Raw genomic sequence first — 15,448 nt, 5'->3', positions numbered from 1 at the left:
ATACACTCGTTCCCATACCGAACACGCAAGTTAAGCTCTAAACGGCCAAGAGTACTGCAAGGGAGACTTTGTGGGAGGGTAGGTGGTCGCCAGGTCATATGGTTCACTAGCTCAGTCGGTAGAGCACATGACTTTTAATCATGGTGTCCGGGGTTCGATCCCCCGGTGAGCCACCAAAAGCACTTCGTATTGAAGTGCTTTTTTGTTTATAATTAATTTAAAACATCAGTAAGTTTTAGTCTAATAATGGTGAATAAATATAATTACTATACTATAGTTGTAGTATGGTATAAATTTAAAATTATAAATTATATTTATTTTCGTATAAAAAAATTATATAAAAGATTACTAACATTTATTAATAATTAGTGGATAAAACTATATAAGTAAAAATAAAATGTGGATAAGTTTTATTTTTTTCAAGGGAAGCTATGGTAAAAAGTAAGTAATGGAAATATAGAGTTCATATTAATTATAAAATCATATAAGTTTGGAGCTGATAAAATGATTTTTGATAAAAATACAAGAGTTGTAGAATTTGTGAGAAGACCTAATAGGTTTCAAGGTTATGTAATTGTAGATGGAAAGGAAGAATTAGTTCATGTACCTAATACGGGTAGATGTAGAGAAATTTTAGTTCCAGGCTGCAAAGTTGTACTTAGAGAAGAGTCAGGGGAACATAGAAAAACTAGATATAGCTTAATTGCTGGGTATAAGGGAGATAAACTTATTAATATAGATTCTCAAGTTCCTAATAAAGTTGTGGAAGAAGCCCTAATCTTAGGAAACATACCAGATTTAAAGAAGTATAATATAGTTTTAAGAGAGAAAACTTTTGGAAATAGTAGATTTGACTTTAAATTAAGCAATGAAGCTGGAGAGGAGTACTACCTAGAAGTAAAGGGTGTTACTCTAGAAAATAATAAAAAGACTATGTTTCCAGATGCACCTACAGAACGTGGAAGAAAGCACCTTTTAGAGCTTATAGAAGTTAAAAATACTGGCAGAGGTGCAGGTGTATTGTTCTTAATTCAAATGGATGATGTTGAAAGCTTTTCTCCACATGATAAAATGGATAGGGAGTTTGGAGATGCTTTAAGATTTGCAAGTATTAATGGAGTAGATGTTTTTGCTTATGAGTGTAATTTAGGAGAAAATTTCATAACCCTATCTAAAAGGGTACAAGTGAATCTTTAAGTTTTTCATTTTATTATACTATTAATAAACACTATAATAGAAGGAATTACTATTTAGAAATCAAAACCTTAAGCAAAGAAATATATGGTATCATATTGTTGTAACAGATTTAAAAATTATTTCCACAAAAACAATATTTCCTTGTGATAAAGGCTCAACTGAAAGTTGGGTCTTTATTTTATGTGAAAATAAATTTTATTTGAAAATATTACATGTTTATATTACTACATTTAATATATAATAAATTTAACGAGATATATTACTGACGAAATGAGGAGATTTTTTTGAAGTTTAAATTTTGTCCGCTATGTGGTAGAAGTTTAATTGAAAAATACAGTTGGGATGAAGGTGGAGTCCCATATTGCGAATATGATGATATTATGTATTTTGATACTCCTAAACCATGTGTAGTAGTGGCTGTAGTAAAGGATGATGAAATTCTTCTTCTTAAACAAAGTTATATTTTTAAAAACTCAAAAGTTTTAGTATCAGGTTATGTAACTGTTGGTGAAACCTTAGAAGAAACAGTATATAGAGAGGTTAAAGAAGAAACCGGGATAACAATTGACAATATTAAATATTTAGGAAGCCAATGTATAAAGTCAAAAGAATTATTAATGATTACATTTATGGCAACATACCTAGAGGGAGAAATAGAAAAGTCTGCTGAAGTTGAATGGGTTCAATGGGAAAGCTTAGAAAATGCACTATGCGAAATGACTGAAGACGAGATTGGTAAGAATATTGTTAAAAAGGTTTTAGAAGAAGTGCAATATAAAGGGCACAAAGCATATTCATGTGATATAAATTCATTAATATAAGTAAGGTTAAAATATGAACCTTACTTATATTAATCTTTTTAAATGAATTTTAAGATTGTTGTTGGTATAGTAAATGTCTACATGGTCTACCATCATGCCAACTAAAGATAATTCAGTATCTAAATCATCATCCCCTGTTAATTCCCAATAATATTCTTCCATGTCATATCTCCTTGGAATGCTAAGCAAGGTTTTCATATTCGATATAGACTTTTCATCTAGATTTTCCACTAAGCAAGAAAAATTAATATTTAAGTTATCGTGCTCTACAAAGTAATCTAGATGTATTTTCTCACAACCAATTTTCAGTAAATAATTCATAATTTCAGTTATAATTTTTAGGTTTCTTTGACGTAAGTGTCTCATTTATTAAGCTTCCTTTCTGAAGGCTGTAATTAGTGGAACTAAAATCATACAAATAATACCGCCAGAAAATCCATTATTGTATAGTATTAAACCACCATGCAAATAGCCAATATTCATAACTAGACAGGTATGAAGAAAACCTGCAAGTATCCCAAAGTACCAACCAAAACTTCCAGATATGGGAGCAACTGTTGTACTAAACAAAATACTTAAAAGCATGTTAGGTGAGTTAATAGACCATATATTTAGTAGAGAGCACAGTATAGCACCTACCATAATGGGTACAGTATTTCTTAAGTGCTTACCAAAGGCACCAAAGCCAGTTATAGTAAGTATACCCCCTAGAGTGGGGCCATTCAACTCCCCATTAACAGCAATAACCATTAGGGTAGAAAAGATTCCTAAAAGCCCCATATTAATTAGTGTTATTCCTTTACCGAAAATTATGTAATAATCACTAATTAATCTACCAGAGGTATTATATAGTTTAAATAAATTTTTAAAGCTTTTACCATTGTAAATATATCCAGTAATAATTAATATTAAAAATAAAGAAATGTATAAAATAGAAAATAGCTTATTATTGCCAGTAGACCAAATTAGTCTTGTACCAAAATTTATACCAAAAGCCCTTAGTACAGACATTAAAAGAGTTCCTAGCAAGCCAGCAGCAAGACCTATATTATAAAGGTTATAACCCTGATGTAGCTTTAAAGTGTAGGATGCCATAGGTGGAAGTAAAAAACCTATTGATATTGTTATAAGAAGTCCGCCAGTTAAGGAAATAAAGGATGGAATAGAATTAGTTACAACTAATTGGGTTACAGTTGGAGATAAGGTTGTTCCGAATAATGATATTATAATGTAGTTAGAAAAGGGTTCCTTTTGATATTTAGAGTAAAGCCATATACCGAAGATAATTGGCCATATATTTACAATGTTTTTACCAAATAGTGAAAAGCCAGCTACTGTAAAAAGAGCAGCCATAATTGGCCCAGAAGGGGTAACTTTTAAAAATGTTAGTATAAAAATGTAACTTAACAGTACAAGGGATGAGTTTATAAGGGTTGCACCAATACCACCTAATTCTATATAATCAGTAATAAGAATATCTGAGTTTAAGACGATAGTTTTTAACCCATGGGTTATTTCTGATATACTATCAATAGATAGCCCTATTATAATTAGTAAAGTGCTGTAGCACGTAACCAGAAGATACGGCAGGGGAAGTTTTAAGTTTTTTATCATAATAGCCTCCTCGCATAAAGTTTTATTTGGTTAAGTTGTAATATATAAGCACTAATATATAATTATTTATAATTTTCTAATATTATTATAATAATAAATATGTATTTTAACTACAATTATTTTCATTGTTAAGGGAGAAATGTTTATGAGAAAGCATATACCTGAATTTAAAGGATTATTAAGAAGCCATATGATAGAACTTCCTAAAGCTATAAGAGATGCTAGTGGAATAATGATTTTCGGAAAAAGGCTAAAATCTTTTGTATTTACAACAGATGTAGCCATTATAAGAAATACCAATGCAGATGCGGTTATAGCAGTTTACCCCTTTACTCCACAGCCAATTATCACAGAGGCACTTATTTTAGCTTCTGATGTACCATTATTTTGTGGTGTTGGTGGAGCAATTACCACAGGAAAAAGAGTAATAAACCTAGCTTTAGATGCAGAGTTTAAGGGAGCTATGGGTGTGGTTGTAAATTCATCTACTCCAAATGAAGTTATAAGTCAAATGAGGGAAACTATTGATATACCTATAATAGTTACAGTAGTTTCAGAATTTGAAGATATTGAAGCTAGAATAAATTCTGGAGCTACAATTTTAAATGTTTCAGGATCTAAAAGAACACCAGAGATAGTAAGAAAAATTCGTGAAAAGCATCCAGAGTTTCCTATTTTAGCAACAGGAGGGCCAACGGAGGAAAGTATAAGAGAAACCATTGAAGCTGGCGCCAATGCTATTACGTATACACCACCAAATACTGGAGAGATTCTAAATGAAATTATGATTGGGCATAGAAAAAGGTACGAGCAGGAAAGTGCTGAATCAAATTCAGATGAAAATGACAATTTAATAAAGTAGCATAAATTTATACTTAGCATAAATTTATGCTAAGTATAAAATTAGTATATAGGAAATCAAGATAAATACTTAACTTGTACATGGAATTCAATGGGGTTTCATTAGAGTGTTTTGGAAATGAGTAAATTAAATTTAAGCAATAAAGTTTATACTTAAAAGATTAAAAGGAGACAATATGACTATAGTAGTATACAATTGTAAAAAGTGTCCTGAGGGTACTTCAGGAAAGTGTGATGGTAATGTAGAGAACTGCATGTGTAAAAGATGCCCAAGAAATTTAGGACAGTGTTTAATAACTAAATATTGTAAAGAAACAGAATCAGTACTAGAAATCCAATAAATTATTGATTTTTTTAAGTTAACAAATATTTAATAATAATTAATTTAAACCAAATTTATTCTTTGAATATTTTTTATGATTAAGCACAACAATAGCTTTAGAGAAATATATATCTAAAAACTAAATTAGACTCCATAAAAATTTTTATAAATAGTTTAAAGTTTTCGTATAAATATTACCTTTATAAAGGAAAATAAGCATAAATAGGTAGTATTTTATATAATCACTTAAAAGGTTTACAAAACCTTAAAATGTTTATAGGAGGATTTATATGGTATCTAGCGAAATAAAGATGAGAGTAGCCCAAAATTGTCCGGGTTATAATAATAGAAATTATTTTTCTATGATGAGCATGTTGGAATCTAGCGAAAGTTGTAATACATGTACAAATTATGTTAGAGGAAAATGTGTAAAAGACTTATTTGATGAAGTATATGGAAAAATAAGATTAAATTAGTAAAATTAAATTAAAATATTTATTCAAAGGTAGTTAATATTTACAAATTTTTGAGTTGTTTAACTTGAGAATTTAATACATAAATGTTAAAATGATAATGGTTTTGGGCTTCAAGACTAAAAAATAAAAATATTGGAATATCCAAAAAACTTGGAGGGTGAATTATGCATAAAAAATTATTTATACCAGGACCAGTAGATGTGGCTCCAGACGTTCTTGAAAAAATGGCTACACCACAAATTGGACACAGAGGTAAAGAAGCTTCTAGAATTCAAAGACAAATCAGTGAGTATATGAGAGTTATCTTCAATACTAAAGAAGAAATATTACTTTCAACTACTTCTGGAAGTGGTTTAATGGAAGGTGCTGTTCGTTCATGTACAGCTAAGAGAGCTGCAATATTTGCTGTAGGAGCTTTTGGTAAGAGATGGTACGAAATGGCTGTTGCTAACAATGTTCCAGCAGACTTATTTGAAGTTGAATGGGGTAAACCAACAACTCCAGAGCAAGTAGAAGAAGTATTATCAACAGGAAAATATGACTTAATAACAGTGACACACAATGAAACTTCTTCTGGATTAATGAACCCACTTGATGAGATTGCTGAAGTGGTTAAAAAATATCCTGACGTAGTATTCTGTTTAGATACAGTAAGTTCAGCAGGTGGTACTGAGCTTAAAGTTGATGAGTGGGGAGTAGACATTTGTATAACTTCAACTCAAAAATGTATAGGACTTCCAGCAGGAATGTCTATGTGTACTTTCTCTAAAAAGGCAATAGAAAGAGCAAAACAAGTTCCATACAGAGGAATATACTTAGATCTTTTAGGATTATATGAGTACATCCAAAAGAAAGATTACCAATATCCATCAACTCCTTCATTAGCTCATATGTTTGCTCTAGAGTATCAACTAGACAAAATCATAAACAAAGAAGGATTAGAAAACAGATATGCTAGACATATAGCTGGTGGAGAAGTAGTTAGAGCTTGGGCTAGAAAATACTTCGAAATTTTACCAGAAGATAAATATATGTCAAATACATTAACTAACATAAAAAATACTAGAAACATAGATATAGCTGCTCTTAACAAAGCTTTAGGAGAAAGAGGATATCAAATTTCTAACGGTTATGGTAAGTTAAAAGACAAGACTTTCAGAATAGCTCATATGGCTGAAAGAACTGTAGAGGAAATAGAAGAGTTATTAAAAGTAATCAATGAAATATTAGGACTTGAATAATTACTGGTAACATAAAGTTAAGAAGGGGAAAACCCTTCTTAACTTAAGTTTTAATAATTCCTGTTGTAATATAATCATTTGAATACTTTTCTTTTTATGAAAAATTTTAAAATTTCTTAGGAAAACAATTACATTATATAAGTGGGAGGATTACCATGATAAGAATATTAGTTACTGATGGAATGGAAGCTAGTGGAGTGCAAGCTCTTAAAGAAAAAGGATTTGAAGTTGTAGAAAAATTCTATGAGCCAGAAGATTTAGGATCAGCATTACAAGAGTTTGATGTTGTAGTTGTAAGAAGTGCAACAAAAATCAGACAACCAATTATAGATAAAGCAGCTGAAGCTGGAAGATTAAAATTAGTTATCCGTGGTGGAGTTGGAGTAGACAACATAGACGTAGCTTATGCTATGGAAAAGGGAATAAAAGTTATGAATACTCCAAATGCAAGTAGTGCATCAGTTGCAGAACTAGCATTAGCTCATATGTTTGCAGTAGCAAGATTTATAAACATCTCTAATGTATCAATGAGAGAAGGCAAGTGGGATAAGAAAAAATATGAAGGAACTGAAATCGGAGGAAAAACTCTTGGTTTAGTTGGTTTCGGAAGAATTTCTAGAGAACTTGCAAAAAGAGGTAAAGCTCTAGGAATGAGAGTTATATACACTGATATAATGGGCAAAATGGAAGGTCAAGATGAGTATGAATTCTGCTCTTTAGAAGAATTACTACCACAAGCTGACTATGTATCATTACACATTCCATTTATAAAAGAGCAAGGTGCTACTATTGGTAAAGCTCAATTTGAAATGATGAAAGATGGAGCTATATTAATAAACTGTGCTAGAGGTGGAGTTGTTGATGAGGCTGCTTTAATAGAAGCTTTAAACAGCGGAAAATTAGCAGGAGCTGGAGTTGACGTATTCGTAGAAGAGCCAACTAAAAACACTGAACTTGTTAACCATCCAAAAGTATCTGTAACACCTCATATTGGAGCTGCTACAGTTGAAGCACAAACAAGAATAGGTGAAGAAATAGTTAGTATAATCGTAGATTTCTTTAATAAATAAGAATCTATATTACAGCAAATTTAACCATTAATATTAGTATTAATAGGTATTGATATTAATGGTTTTTTAAAGTAAAGAGGTTTTAAATTAACTTACTTTAGGTAGAATATAAAAAACTAAGAATTCATTAAATTCTTTAGTATATTTCATATATAAAAATTTTTTAATTTTAGGAGGAACAACCATGGCAGTAGTAAGACCTTTTAAAGCTATAAGACCAACAAAAGAGTTAGTAGATAAAGTAGCTGCTCTTCCTTATGACGTTATGAATACGCAAGAAGCAAGAGAGATGGTAAAAGGAAATCCATATTCTTTTTTACATGTTGACAAACCACAAATTGATTTAGATCCAAGCATAAATCAATATGATAAAGTAGTGTATGAAACAGGTAGAAAAACTCTTGATAAGATGAGAGAAGAAGGAACATACATACAAGATAGTGAACCAAAAATGTACGTTTACAGACAAGTTATGGATGGAAGAGTACAAACAGGTATAGTTGGATGTACTTCAATAGATGAGTACATGAACAACATTATAAAAAAACACGAGCATACTAGAGCTGAAAAAGAGCAAGACAGAATTAATCACGTTGATTACTGTAATGCAAATACAGGTCCAATATTCTTAACTTATAAAAACGTTGGAGAAATAGATACAATAGTTGCTAAATGGACTGAAAAAGAGCCAGAGTATAACTTTGTATCTGAAGATGGAATATCTCACATTGTTTGGGTTATAGACTGCAAAGAAACTGTAGATAGATTAGAAGAGTTATTTAAAGGTGTTCAATACCTTTACATTGCTGACGGTCACCACAGAGCAGCTTCAGCTGTTAAAGTTGGTAAAATGAGAAGAGAACAAAACCCAGGATATACTGGTGAGGAAGAGTTCAATTTCTTCTTATCAGTTATATTCCCAGCTGATGATTTATATGTAATGGACTATAACAGAGTAGTTCAAGACTTAAATGGAAATTCTTCAGAAGAATTTATGAACAAAATTACTGATAAGTTTGCTGTAGAAGAGTACAAAGGTGAAGGACAATACAAACCAGAAACTAAAGGAAACTTTGGTATGTACTTAGATGGAAAATGGTATAAGCTTACTGCCAAAGAAGGAACTTTTGATCCAAAAGATCCAGTTAAGAGCTTAGACGTTTCTATACTTCAAGAAAATCTTTTAAGACCAATACTTGCTATTGAAGATCCAAGAACATCTGACAGAATAGACTTTATAGGTGGAATCAGAGGACTTGGAGAGCTTGAAAGAAGAGTAAAAGAAGGCATGAAAGTTGCTTTCTCAATGTATCCAACAAGCATAGTTGAGCTTATGAACATTGCTGATGCAGGAGAAGTTATGCCTCCAAAATCAACTTGGTTCGAGCCAAAATTAAGAAGTGGAATATTCGTTCACGAATTAAGCTAATTATAATTTTAAAAGGTAATCTATAAGCTAGGTAGCTTATAGATTACCTTTATTTTTATTGCTGAAATATATTAGCTATTATTTGGAATTAAATTTCTTACATGAGAAGCTATATATTTCCAAACAACATGTATTAGAATAACTTGTATTGGAAACATAATCAAACTCTTTATGAACCTAGGGCCAATAAGTGCAAACACTGCTTTGCCAGTAATCATGGAAAGCCATAAAGTATTAAGTCCTAAATCTACGAATATTGTTATTATTAACACAGTAAGAGCTACACGAAGGATTGAAATATTCTTCTTGTGAAGCATAAGTCCATAGATTAAGCCTGATAGTAGGGCACTAAGAGTAAAACCCGGGAAATATGCACTTTGAGGAAAAATTATCATTCCCAAGATATCAGCAACTCCTGCTGCTATACTACCTAGAACTGGACCTAAAATAATTGAGCATAAGGATGTTGCCACAAAGGCAAAACCAATTCTAAGAATAGGTGTCTGGATGGATAAAAACCTTGTAAGGATTATCTCCAGGGCAATAAATAAGGACATGATTACTAAAGTACGTGTTGTTTTCATTTTAAATGAAATACCTCCTTTATCTATGTCAAATACGCCACATAAAGATAAAGAATTCTTTTCTGTGGCAGCGGAATGCGACAATTGTACCGCAAATCAAACTTGATTTTTCGTTCAGCGGCAACTTCCCGTCCGACTGACACTTAACGCACAATTATCTACTCTGCCAATTTTTTGTATTTGCAATTTAATTATAATTATTTATTTATAGGATTACAATAGAATATTTAAGATATATATAGACAAGCTGTAAATAATGGACTTTATTAAATTAAGTACATAGGCTGTAATATTACTTTTAGATTGTAAGAGAAGTTTAAGCAACTTAATATAAAGAGAGTAGAAAATAGAATTAGACATATTTATTCAGTACCTTTATTGCATTCTATATATTTAAATTCTAACAGTATCTGAATATTAAATATTTTCTTTGAGTTAAAAAATTTAGTTTTTAGTTATAAGATCATAATTATAATGCCCATTTTTTATAAAGAGTGTGTTTTAATACCTCTTATATTAAACAAAGTATTTCTCTATAGTATTAAGTAAATAGTTAGGGATGTAGTTGAGAATAATATAATTGTATAATGCTACTTGATTAAATCTCACTTTTAGTATTAAATATACATGTTATGAATTTATAATAAATCTAAATAAAAGTTGGGTATTAGTGCTTTATGCACATACCCTCATTACATAAAGGAGTGAAAAAGATGGCTCAACATGGATTTTCAAGAACAGAACTTTTAATAGGAAAAGAGTCTTTAGATGTGTTAAAGGATAGTAAGGTTATAGTATTTGGAATAGGTGGAGTAGGAAGCTTTACTGTAGAAGCATTAGCTAGGGGAGCTGTTGGAAAGTTAGTTTTAATAGATGATGATGCTGTGTGCTTAACTAATCTTAATAGACAAATACATGCAACAGTTAAAACTTTAGGAAAAAGCAAAGTTGAAGTAATGAAAGAAAGAGTTTTAAGTATAAACCCAAAATGTGAAGTTATAACTCACGAGGTCTTTGTTACAAAGGATAATATAGGAGAAATAATAACAGATGATACAGACTACGTAGTTGATGCAATTGATACTGTGTCTTCTAAAATAGCATTAATAGAGTATTGTAATGAAAGAAATATTGAGATTATTAGTTGCATGGGAACAGGAAATAAGCTTGATCCTACTATGTTTAGAATTGCAGATATATATACTACCAAGGTTTGCCCTCTTGCTAAGGTAATGAGATATGAATTAAGAAAAAGAGGAGTTAAAAATTGTAAGGTTCTTTACTCAGAGGAGATTCCAACAAAACCAAAGCAAGATGAAGTAATAACCTGCAAAACAGGTTGTGTTTGTACTGGTGGATCGAAAAAGTGCGCAATAAAACGTCAAATTCCTGCAAGTAACTCTTTTGTACCTCCAGTAGCTGGAATGATAATTGGGGGAGAGGTTATAAAGGATTTAATAAAGGAAAGCTTCAAAAAAGAAAGAGAGAAGCAAGTTATAAAATTATAAAACTAATAACTCCCAGTAAGAGATGTTACTTTTACTGGGAGTTTCATTTTATATAATATATTTTGGTAATTAAATTATCAATGATATAAAAGTGTGAATAAATAATTTTCACTGGTTGTTTAACAATGAAAATTATTTAACATCATATTTATTTTACCATTCATTTAAAAAACTATAAAGTGCAGGGTAGACGTTAAGTTTTGCCATTAGGCTCATATACTCATCCATTGCACTAGGATTTTCATCCCTTTTCTTAATTGCTCTAATCATTAAGTTTTTAGGAGTCTCTAATGGAGAAATGTATTCAACCACGGAAACATCATAACCCCTAGCTTCTAACATTAAGCTTCTCATACCATCAGTTAACATATCGGCAAGCCTAGTTTTAAATACCCCATGCTTAAGGATATTTTTAAACGGATCATAAGAATATTGATTTAATAATTCTCTATGGCAACAAGGAACTGCGATTATTACGTCAGACTCTACTTTAATTCCAAGAGCTAGAGCCATATCTGTGGCTGTATCACAAGCATGAAGGGAAATAACTACATGAATTTTTTTGTTAGGAACATAATTTTTAATGTCTATAGCATGAAACTCCATATTCCTATAGCCTAAATTAGTAGCCATAGACTTAGAGCTTTCTATTACTCCTTCAGAATAGTCTAACCCTATGAAGTGGCATTTCCTTCTTTTAACTTCTGTTAAATAATAGTTAAGTACGAAAGATAAATATGACTTACCACAACCACAATCTAATATATTTATAGTTTGATTTTTAGGAAGCTCATCTAAAATTCCTTCTAAAAGTTCCACATAGTGATCTATTTGATTATATTTTCTTATTTTATCATTTTTAATTTTACCGTCCTTACTCATTATACCGATTTCTTTAAGTAAGGCATCTGCTTTTCCAACCTTTATATAGTAATCTCTATTAAGAAGCGTAGAAGTGTTTGTATGGGATACAGGTTCTTTTGTTGGAGAAGAAGACTCCTCATCTTGAAGCTTATCTACATCTACATTTTTCATTAATACGTTCTTATTATCAGCAGTTATTAAAATTACCTCTCCCCTTTCACTATAAGTCAAAGAAAGAGACTCATAGCTTTCAGCCTCAAGGAGAACCTCATCAAAAAGTTCTTTAATAGTAACAGCCTTAGTAATACCTTTGAAGTTATATTGAAGGGTGTTATCCCCATCCTCTGATAAGTTGGCAATACCCTTAAAATTCTTAAGACCAGAGACATAATTAACAGTTATATGATTGAAAATGGATTTATTCTCTGAAAATCTATTTTCTAAACCCATAAAAAATAGCTTTAATTTACTTATGTTGTTTTTATTCATTTTATTCTTATCACCTTTCTAAGTTCTGCAGAGTTATAATATGGTTAGTATACCAAAAGAACATAGTTACTAAAAGTATTTCCAATAAAAATAGCTACTATGCTACTTAGATTCTTGACTAAATAAGTGACTTAGCATACTCAACTTATTCATTGTTTTATAAAAAATATGATATAATATTTTTGGTGTGGAATGGAGGGATAGAGTGAGACAAAACAAAGAAAATTTACGGATTATTATTTTTATGTTTTTAATAATGGCCTTTAATGCAATCATAGACAACTCAAAGGGGATACTAATTCCAATTTTCAAAGAAGTTTTTATGGTGAGCAATACAGATATAGGGCTTATGCTAAGCTTAGGTACTTTTGCCTATATAATATTTACTTATGTAGGAGGAATTTTGTGCGAAAAGATAGGCCAAAGAAAGGTGTTTTTCTTAGGACTTATGTTTATGACTATATCCATATTCCTAATGTCAACTGCAAATACCTTTAATTCATTAATAATGTATATGTTTCTTATGAATTTAGGAAATGCACTAATTAGTATAGGAATTAATACTCTTATTCCCCTAGTATTTATATCTTTTCAGGCTATAATTATGAACCTAACTCATTTTTGTTATGGAGTCGGTTCAACCGTGGGGCAGCTTAGTGTGGGGTATTTAGTAGATAAGGGAGTAGCTTGGAGAAATATATATGTAGGAATAGCTACTTTATTTTTACTTGTAAGTATAGGATTTTGTTTTATTAAGGTTCCTGAGGTTCATAAGGCTCATGACAACAAGGGGTTCAATATTACTAAGATATTTAAGGAAAAGTTGCTGTATTTTTATGGACTAGGTCTTGGCTTTTATGTGTATGCAGAGGTTGGTACTGCCAGCTGGCTTGTTAATTTTCTACAAGAAAGCTATGGCTACAGCTTTAGTAAAAGCTCTTTATACCTATCAGCCTTCTTCTTTTTATTTACTATAGGAAGACTTGTAGGGGGATTTGTTGTTGAGAAAAAGGGATACTTGCAATCTATATTAGTATCACTAGCTATAGCTATTATTTTATTTATTACTGGATTAATAATAGGGAACTTTGCTTTAGTTTTAATATGTATTTCAGGATTATTCTTTGCTATAACATTCCCAACTCTTACAGTAACCATAAGGAGTGTTTTTAAGGAAAATAGTACTTATATTACGGGAGTAATTATTACCTTCTCTAGTTCGGTAAATATGATATTAAATTATATCATGGGAAGCTTAAGTGATATAATTGGTACTACAAAAGCCTTTTATATGATTCCAGCAAGTTTAATTACTTCTATAATTTTTATATTTTTAATTTATAGTAATACCAAAAATAATTTAACTTTAAGGCAGGTTGAGCATAATGGATAAAGGAAGATACGTTAGTATAGATTATATAGAAGAACAAGAGAATAACTATATAATAAGGGATTCTGTAGGTATTACTATAGGAAGAGTATTTATTTTAAATTTAGATAAAGATAATAAAAACATCCTACTTAGATTAAAATTTTATAAGGATAGCAAAGAACAAGATAAGCTTATAGAAGAGGCTTTAAAATTAATTTTAGAAGCTCTAATAAGAAAGAATAACATTCATAAGGTTAATGTTATTTGTGATGAAAAGATTACTTTAAGTCCTTTCACTAATTTAGGATTTACCCTAGAAGGATTTCTTTCTGACAATGTTATTGTGGGAGGAAAATTTAACAATGCATTGCTATTTGGAATAACTGAAGAGGAGTATAACAACAATCTTATTACTAAGGATTTTATCATAGAAGGAGAGCGTATATGTATTAAGGTTCTCACTCCTGATGATGGAGAAGAACTTTTAAACTACTATATAAAAAACAGAGAATATCTTTCTAAGTTTGAACCTCATAGGGATGAAGCTTTTTATAAGTTAGAAACACAAGTCCAGTCCTTAACAGAAAATTATAAGCAGTTTTTTAAAGATGAAGGAGCACACTTTGGTATATACAAAGATAATAAATTTATTGGAAGAATAAGATTATACAACATAGTTTATGGAGTATTTAAAAGTGGATTTATTGGATACTCTATTGATGAAGCTTATCAAGGTAAAGGTTATATGAAAGAAGCAGTAAAGCTAGTAACGGAATATGCCTATGAGGAGTTAAACCTTCATAGAATAGAAGCTAGTACTCTTGTAGAGAATAAAAAATCTCAAGGAGTCCTAAGGGGCTGTGGGTTTTCAGAATTAGGTATAAGTGAAAAGTACTTATACATAAACGGAAAATGGAGAGACCATGTTATTTTTTACAAAACAAAAGAATAGGTAAGATTTTATAAAAGCTATTTTAAGGGTATTAGTTACTTAAGTAGCTTTTTTATATACAAAAGTAAATTTCACACTAAAAACTATTATAAGACATTGCTATGAAGTTTAGATTATAGGTGAAGTATAAGATAAATAGGTATATTAAAGGGAATTTAAATAATGATATTTCATTTTATATGGAATAATACTATAATTCTTCATATATACTATTCCTAGTGTGTCAGTATACTTAATAAGGAGAATTATGAAGTTTTTTGTAGTATTACAGACTTAATAACAAATTATAGATGACTTAGTGAAATTTGTGTATAATATATATGATAAGATATGTCTTGTCCTTAAGAACGGACACAAACACTAAAAAACTTCAACAGAGTTTTGAAATTGAAATAAAAATTTTAAAATAAAAAAAATGTTGACAATGAGTTTTGAAAGTGATAAGATATACAAGTCGCCAGTTGATGGTGATATCGCTACAGTGTAGCGCTAAATTGGTCTTTGAAAATTAAACAGAGAAAAAGGTAAAACCAGTTAATTCTAGTGAACTAACAGTTCACAAAATGACTTTAACAAGTCAGCGATAAATAGAGCATAGCTCGAACATCAATTTTAAATTGAGAGTTTGATCCTGGCTCAGGACGAACG

At 30.4% G+C, this 15,448-nt stretch carries 15 protein-coding genes, 1 tRNA gene, 1 rRNA gene and 1 riboswitch; of the genes, 13 read left to right on the top strand and 4 right to left on the bottom strand.

Going from position 1 to position 15,448, the window contains the following annotated elements; genetic code table 11:
* The 4 genes from rrf to J2Z44_RS20405 all read left to right on the top strand — a co-directional run.
* Nucleotides 1–95 (top strand): 5S ribosomal RNA (rrf, locus tag J2Z44_RS20420); the annotation flags it as partial.
* A 5-nt stretch (nt 96–100) separates the two neighbouring features.
* Nucleotides 101–176 (top strand) — tRNA-Lys (locus J2Z44_RS20415).
* A gap of 328 nt (nt 177–504) precedes the next feature.
* Nucleotides 505–1,197, top strand: coding sequence for a DNA/RNA nuclease SfsA (gene sfsA, locus J2Z44_RS20410; protein ID WP_021285736.1), 693 nt, complete (start codon nt 505–507; stop codon nt 1,195–1,197).
* Between the two features lie 284 nt (nt 1,198–1,481).
* A complete protein-coding gene (locus J2Z44_RS20405; protein WP_021285737.1) occupies nt 1,482–2,018 on the top strand; it encodes an NAD(+) diphosphatase in 537 nt (178 codons plus the stop codon).
* A 24-nt stretch (nt 2,019–2,042) separates the two neighbouring features.
* Here the strand turns inward: J2Z44_RS20405 and J2Z44_RS20400 are convergent, their stop codons facing one another.
* Nucleotides 2,043–2,384, bottom strand: coding sequence for a hypothetical protein (locus J2Z44_RS20400; RefSeq protein ID WP_021285738.1), 342 nt, complete (start codon nt 2,382–2,384; stop codon nt 2,043–2,045).
* A gap of 3 nt (nt 2,385–2,387) precedes the next feature.
* Nucleotides 2,388–3,632 (bottom strand): DUF1576 domain-containing protein, encoded by a 1,245-nt coding sequence (locus tag J2Z44_RS20395; protein WP_021285739.1) that lies wholly within the window; start codon nt 3,630–3,632, stop codon nt 2,388–2,390.
* 145 nt (nt 3,633–3,777) lie between these two features.
* Here J2Z44_RS20395 and J2Z44_RS20390 point away from each other — a divergent pair, with 145 nt between their 5' ends.
* From J2Z44_RS20390 to J2Z44_RS20365, 6 genes are all read left to right on the top strand, one after another.
* Nucleotides 3,778–4,494 (top strand): beta/alpha barrel domain-containing protein, encoded by a 717-nt coding sequence (locus tag J2Z44_RS20390; protein WP_021285740.1) that lies wholly within the window; start codon nt 3,778–3,780, stop codon nt 4,492–4,494.
* 175 nt (nt 4,495–4,669) lie between these two features.
* A complete protein-coding gene (locus J2Z44_RS20385; RefSeq protein WP_021285741.1) occupies nt 4,670–4,834 on the top strand; it encodes a hypothetical protein in 165 nt (54 codons plus the stop codon).
* Nucleotides 4,835–5,105: 271 nt separating this feature from the next.
* Complete coding sequence (locus tag J2Z44_RS20380; RefSeq protein WP_021285742.1) at nt 5,106–5,291, top strand: hypothetical protein; 186 nt, start codon at nt 5,106–5,108, stop codon at nt 5,289–5,291.
* Nucleotides 5,292–5,455: 164 nt separating this feature from the next.
* Nucleotides 5,456–6,532 (top strand): pyridoxal-phosphate-dependent aminotransferase family protein, encoded by a 1,077-nt coding sequence (locus J2Z44_RS20375; protein WP_021285743.1) that lies wholly within the window; start codon nt 5,456–5,458, stop codon nt 6,530–6,532.
* A 155-nt stretch (nt 6,533–6,687) separates the two neighbouring features.
* Nucleotides 6,688–7,602: a D-2-hydroxyacid dehydrogenase gene (locus J2Z44_RS20370; RefSeq protein WP_021285744.1), complete on the top strand. Its 915-nt coding sequence runs from the start codon at nt 6,688–6,690 to the stop codon at nt 7,600–7,602.
* A gap of 184 nt (nt 7,603–7,786) precedes the next feature.
* The gene (locus J2Z44_RS20365) at nt 7,787–9,031 is read left to right on the top strand and encodes a DUF1015 domain-containing protein (RefSeq protein ID WP_021285745.1); all 1,245 of its coding nucleotides are present in this window, start codon (nt 7,787–7,789) and stop codon (nt 9,029–9,031) included.
* Nucleotides 9,032–9,102: 71 nt separating this feature from the next.
* On the opposite strand, the gene J2Z44_RS20360 is transcribed toward J2Z44_RS20365, so the two are convergent.
* Nucleotides 9,103–9,615 carry a folate family ECF transporter S component gene (locus J2Z44_RS20360; protein WP_021285746.1) on the bottom strand — a complete coding sequence of 171 codons (513 nt, stop codon included), beginning with the start codon at nt 9,613–9,615 and terminating at the stop codon, nt 9,103–9,105.
* Between the two features lie 66 nt (nt 9,616–9,681).
* Nucleotides 9,682–9,783: riboswitch (THF riboswitch) on the bottom strand.
* A gap of 545 nt (nt 9,784–10,328) precedes the next feature.
* On the opposite strand from J2Z44_RS20360, the gene J2Z44_RS20355 reads away from it, so the two are divergent.
* On the top strand, nt 10,329–11,123 hold the full coding sequence (locus J2Z44_RS20355; RefSeq protein ID WP_021285747.1) for a tRNA threonylcarbamoyladenosine dehydratase: 795 nt from the start codon (nt 10,329–10,331) through the stop codon (nt 11,121–11,123).
* A gap of 153 nt (nt 11,124–11,276) precedes the next feature.
* On the opposite strand, the gene J2Z44_RS20350 is transcribed toward J2Z44_RS20355, so the two are convergent.
* Complete coding sequence (locus J2Z44_RS20350; protein WP_021285748.1) at nt 11,277–12,476, bottom strand: class I SAM-dependent methyltransferase; 1,200 nt, start codon at nt 12,474–12,476, stop codon at nt 11,277–11,279.
* 205 nt (nt 12,477–12,681) lie between these two features.
* On the opposite strand from J2Z44_RS20350, the gene J2Z44_RS20345 reads away from it, so the two are divergent.
* Both J2Z44_RS20345 and J2Z44_RS20340 read left to right on the top strand, forming a co-directional pair.
* Entirely contained in the window at nt 12,682–13,869 is a 1,188-nt protein-coding gene (locus tag J2Z44_RS20345) for an MFS transporter (RefSeq protein WP_021285749.1), read from the top strand.
* Entirely contained in the window at nt 13,862–14,800 is a 939-nt protein-coding gene (locus J2Z44_RS20340; protein ID WP_021285750.1) for a GNAT family N-acetyltransferase, read from the top strand. Before J2Z44_RS20345 ends, J2Z44_RS20340 begins: the two co-directional genes overlap by 8 nt.
* Nucleotides 14,801–15,448: the final 648 nt, after the last annotated feature.

The organism is Clostridium punense (assembly GCF_017874425.1).
GTDB lineage: Bacteria > Bacillota > Clostridia > Clostridiales > Clostridiaceae > Clostridium_J > Clostridium_J punense.
This window is presented reverse-complemented; position numbering and strand designations above follow the sequence as displayed.

Excerpts from the sequence above, each read along its gene's own strand:
- sfsA (WP_021285736.1), top strand. The coding sequence starts at position 505 with ATGATTTTTGATAAAAATACAAGAGTTGTAGAATTTGTGAGAAGACCT.
- J2Z44_RS20400 (WP_021285738.1), bottom strand. The coding sequence starts at position 2,384 with ATGAGACACTTACGTCAAAGAAACCTAAAAATTATAACTGAAATTATG.
- J2Z44_RS20395 (WP_021285739.1), bottom strand. The coding sequence starts at position 3,632 with ATGATAAAAAACTTAAAACTTCCCCTGCCGTATCTTCTGGTTACGTGC.
- J2Z44_RS20390 (WP_021285740.1), top strand. The coding sequence starts at position 3,778 with ATGAGAAAGCATATACCTGAATTTAAAGGATTATTAAGAAGCCATATG.
- J2Z44_RS20385 (WP_021285741.1), top strand. The coding sequence starts at position 4,670 with ATGACTATAGTAGTATACAATTGTAAAAAGTGTCCTGAGGGTACTTCA.
- J2Z44_RS20380 (WP_021285742.1), top strand. The coding sequence starts at position 5,106 with ATGGTATCTAGCGAAATAAAGATGAGAGTAGCCCAAAATTGTCCGGGT.
- J2Z44_RS20375 (WP_021285743.1), top strand. The coding sequence starts at position 5,456 with ATGCATAAAAAATTATTTATACCAGGACCAGTAGATGTGGCTCCAGAC.
- J2Z44_RS20370 (WP_021285744.1), top strand. The coding sequence starts at position 6,688 with ATGATAAGAATATTAGTTACTGATGGAATGGAAGCTAGTGGAGTGCAA.
- J2Z44_RS20365 (WP_021285745.1), top strand. The coding sequence starts at position 7,787 with ATGGCAGTAGTAAGACCTTTTAAAGCTATAAGACCAACAAAAGAGTTA.
- J2Z44_RS20360 (WP_021285746.1), bottom strand. The coding sequence starts at position 9,615 with ATGAAAACAACACGTACTTTAGTAATCATGTCCTTATTTATTGCCCTG.
- J2Z44_RS20355 (WP_021285747.1), top strand. The coding sequence starts at position 10,329 with ATGGCTCAACATGGATTTTCAAGAACAGAACTTTTAATAGGAAAAGAG.
- J2Z44_RS20350 (WP_021285748.1), bottom strand. The coding sequence starts at position 12,476 with ATGAATAAAAACAACATAAGTAAATTAAAGCTATTTTTTATGGGTTTA.
- J2Z44_RS20340 (WP_021285750.1), top strand. The coding sequence starts at position 13,862 with ATGGATAAAGGAAGATACGTTAGTATAGATTATATAGAAGAACAAGAG.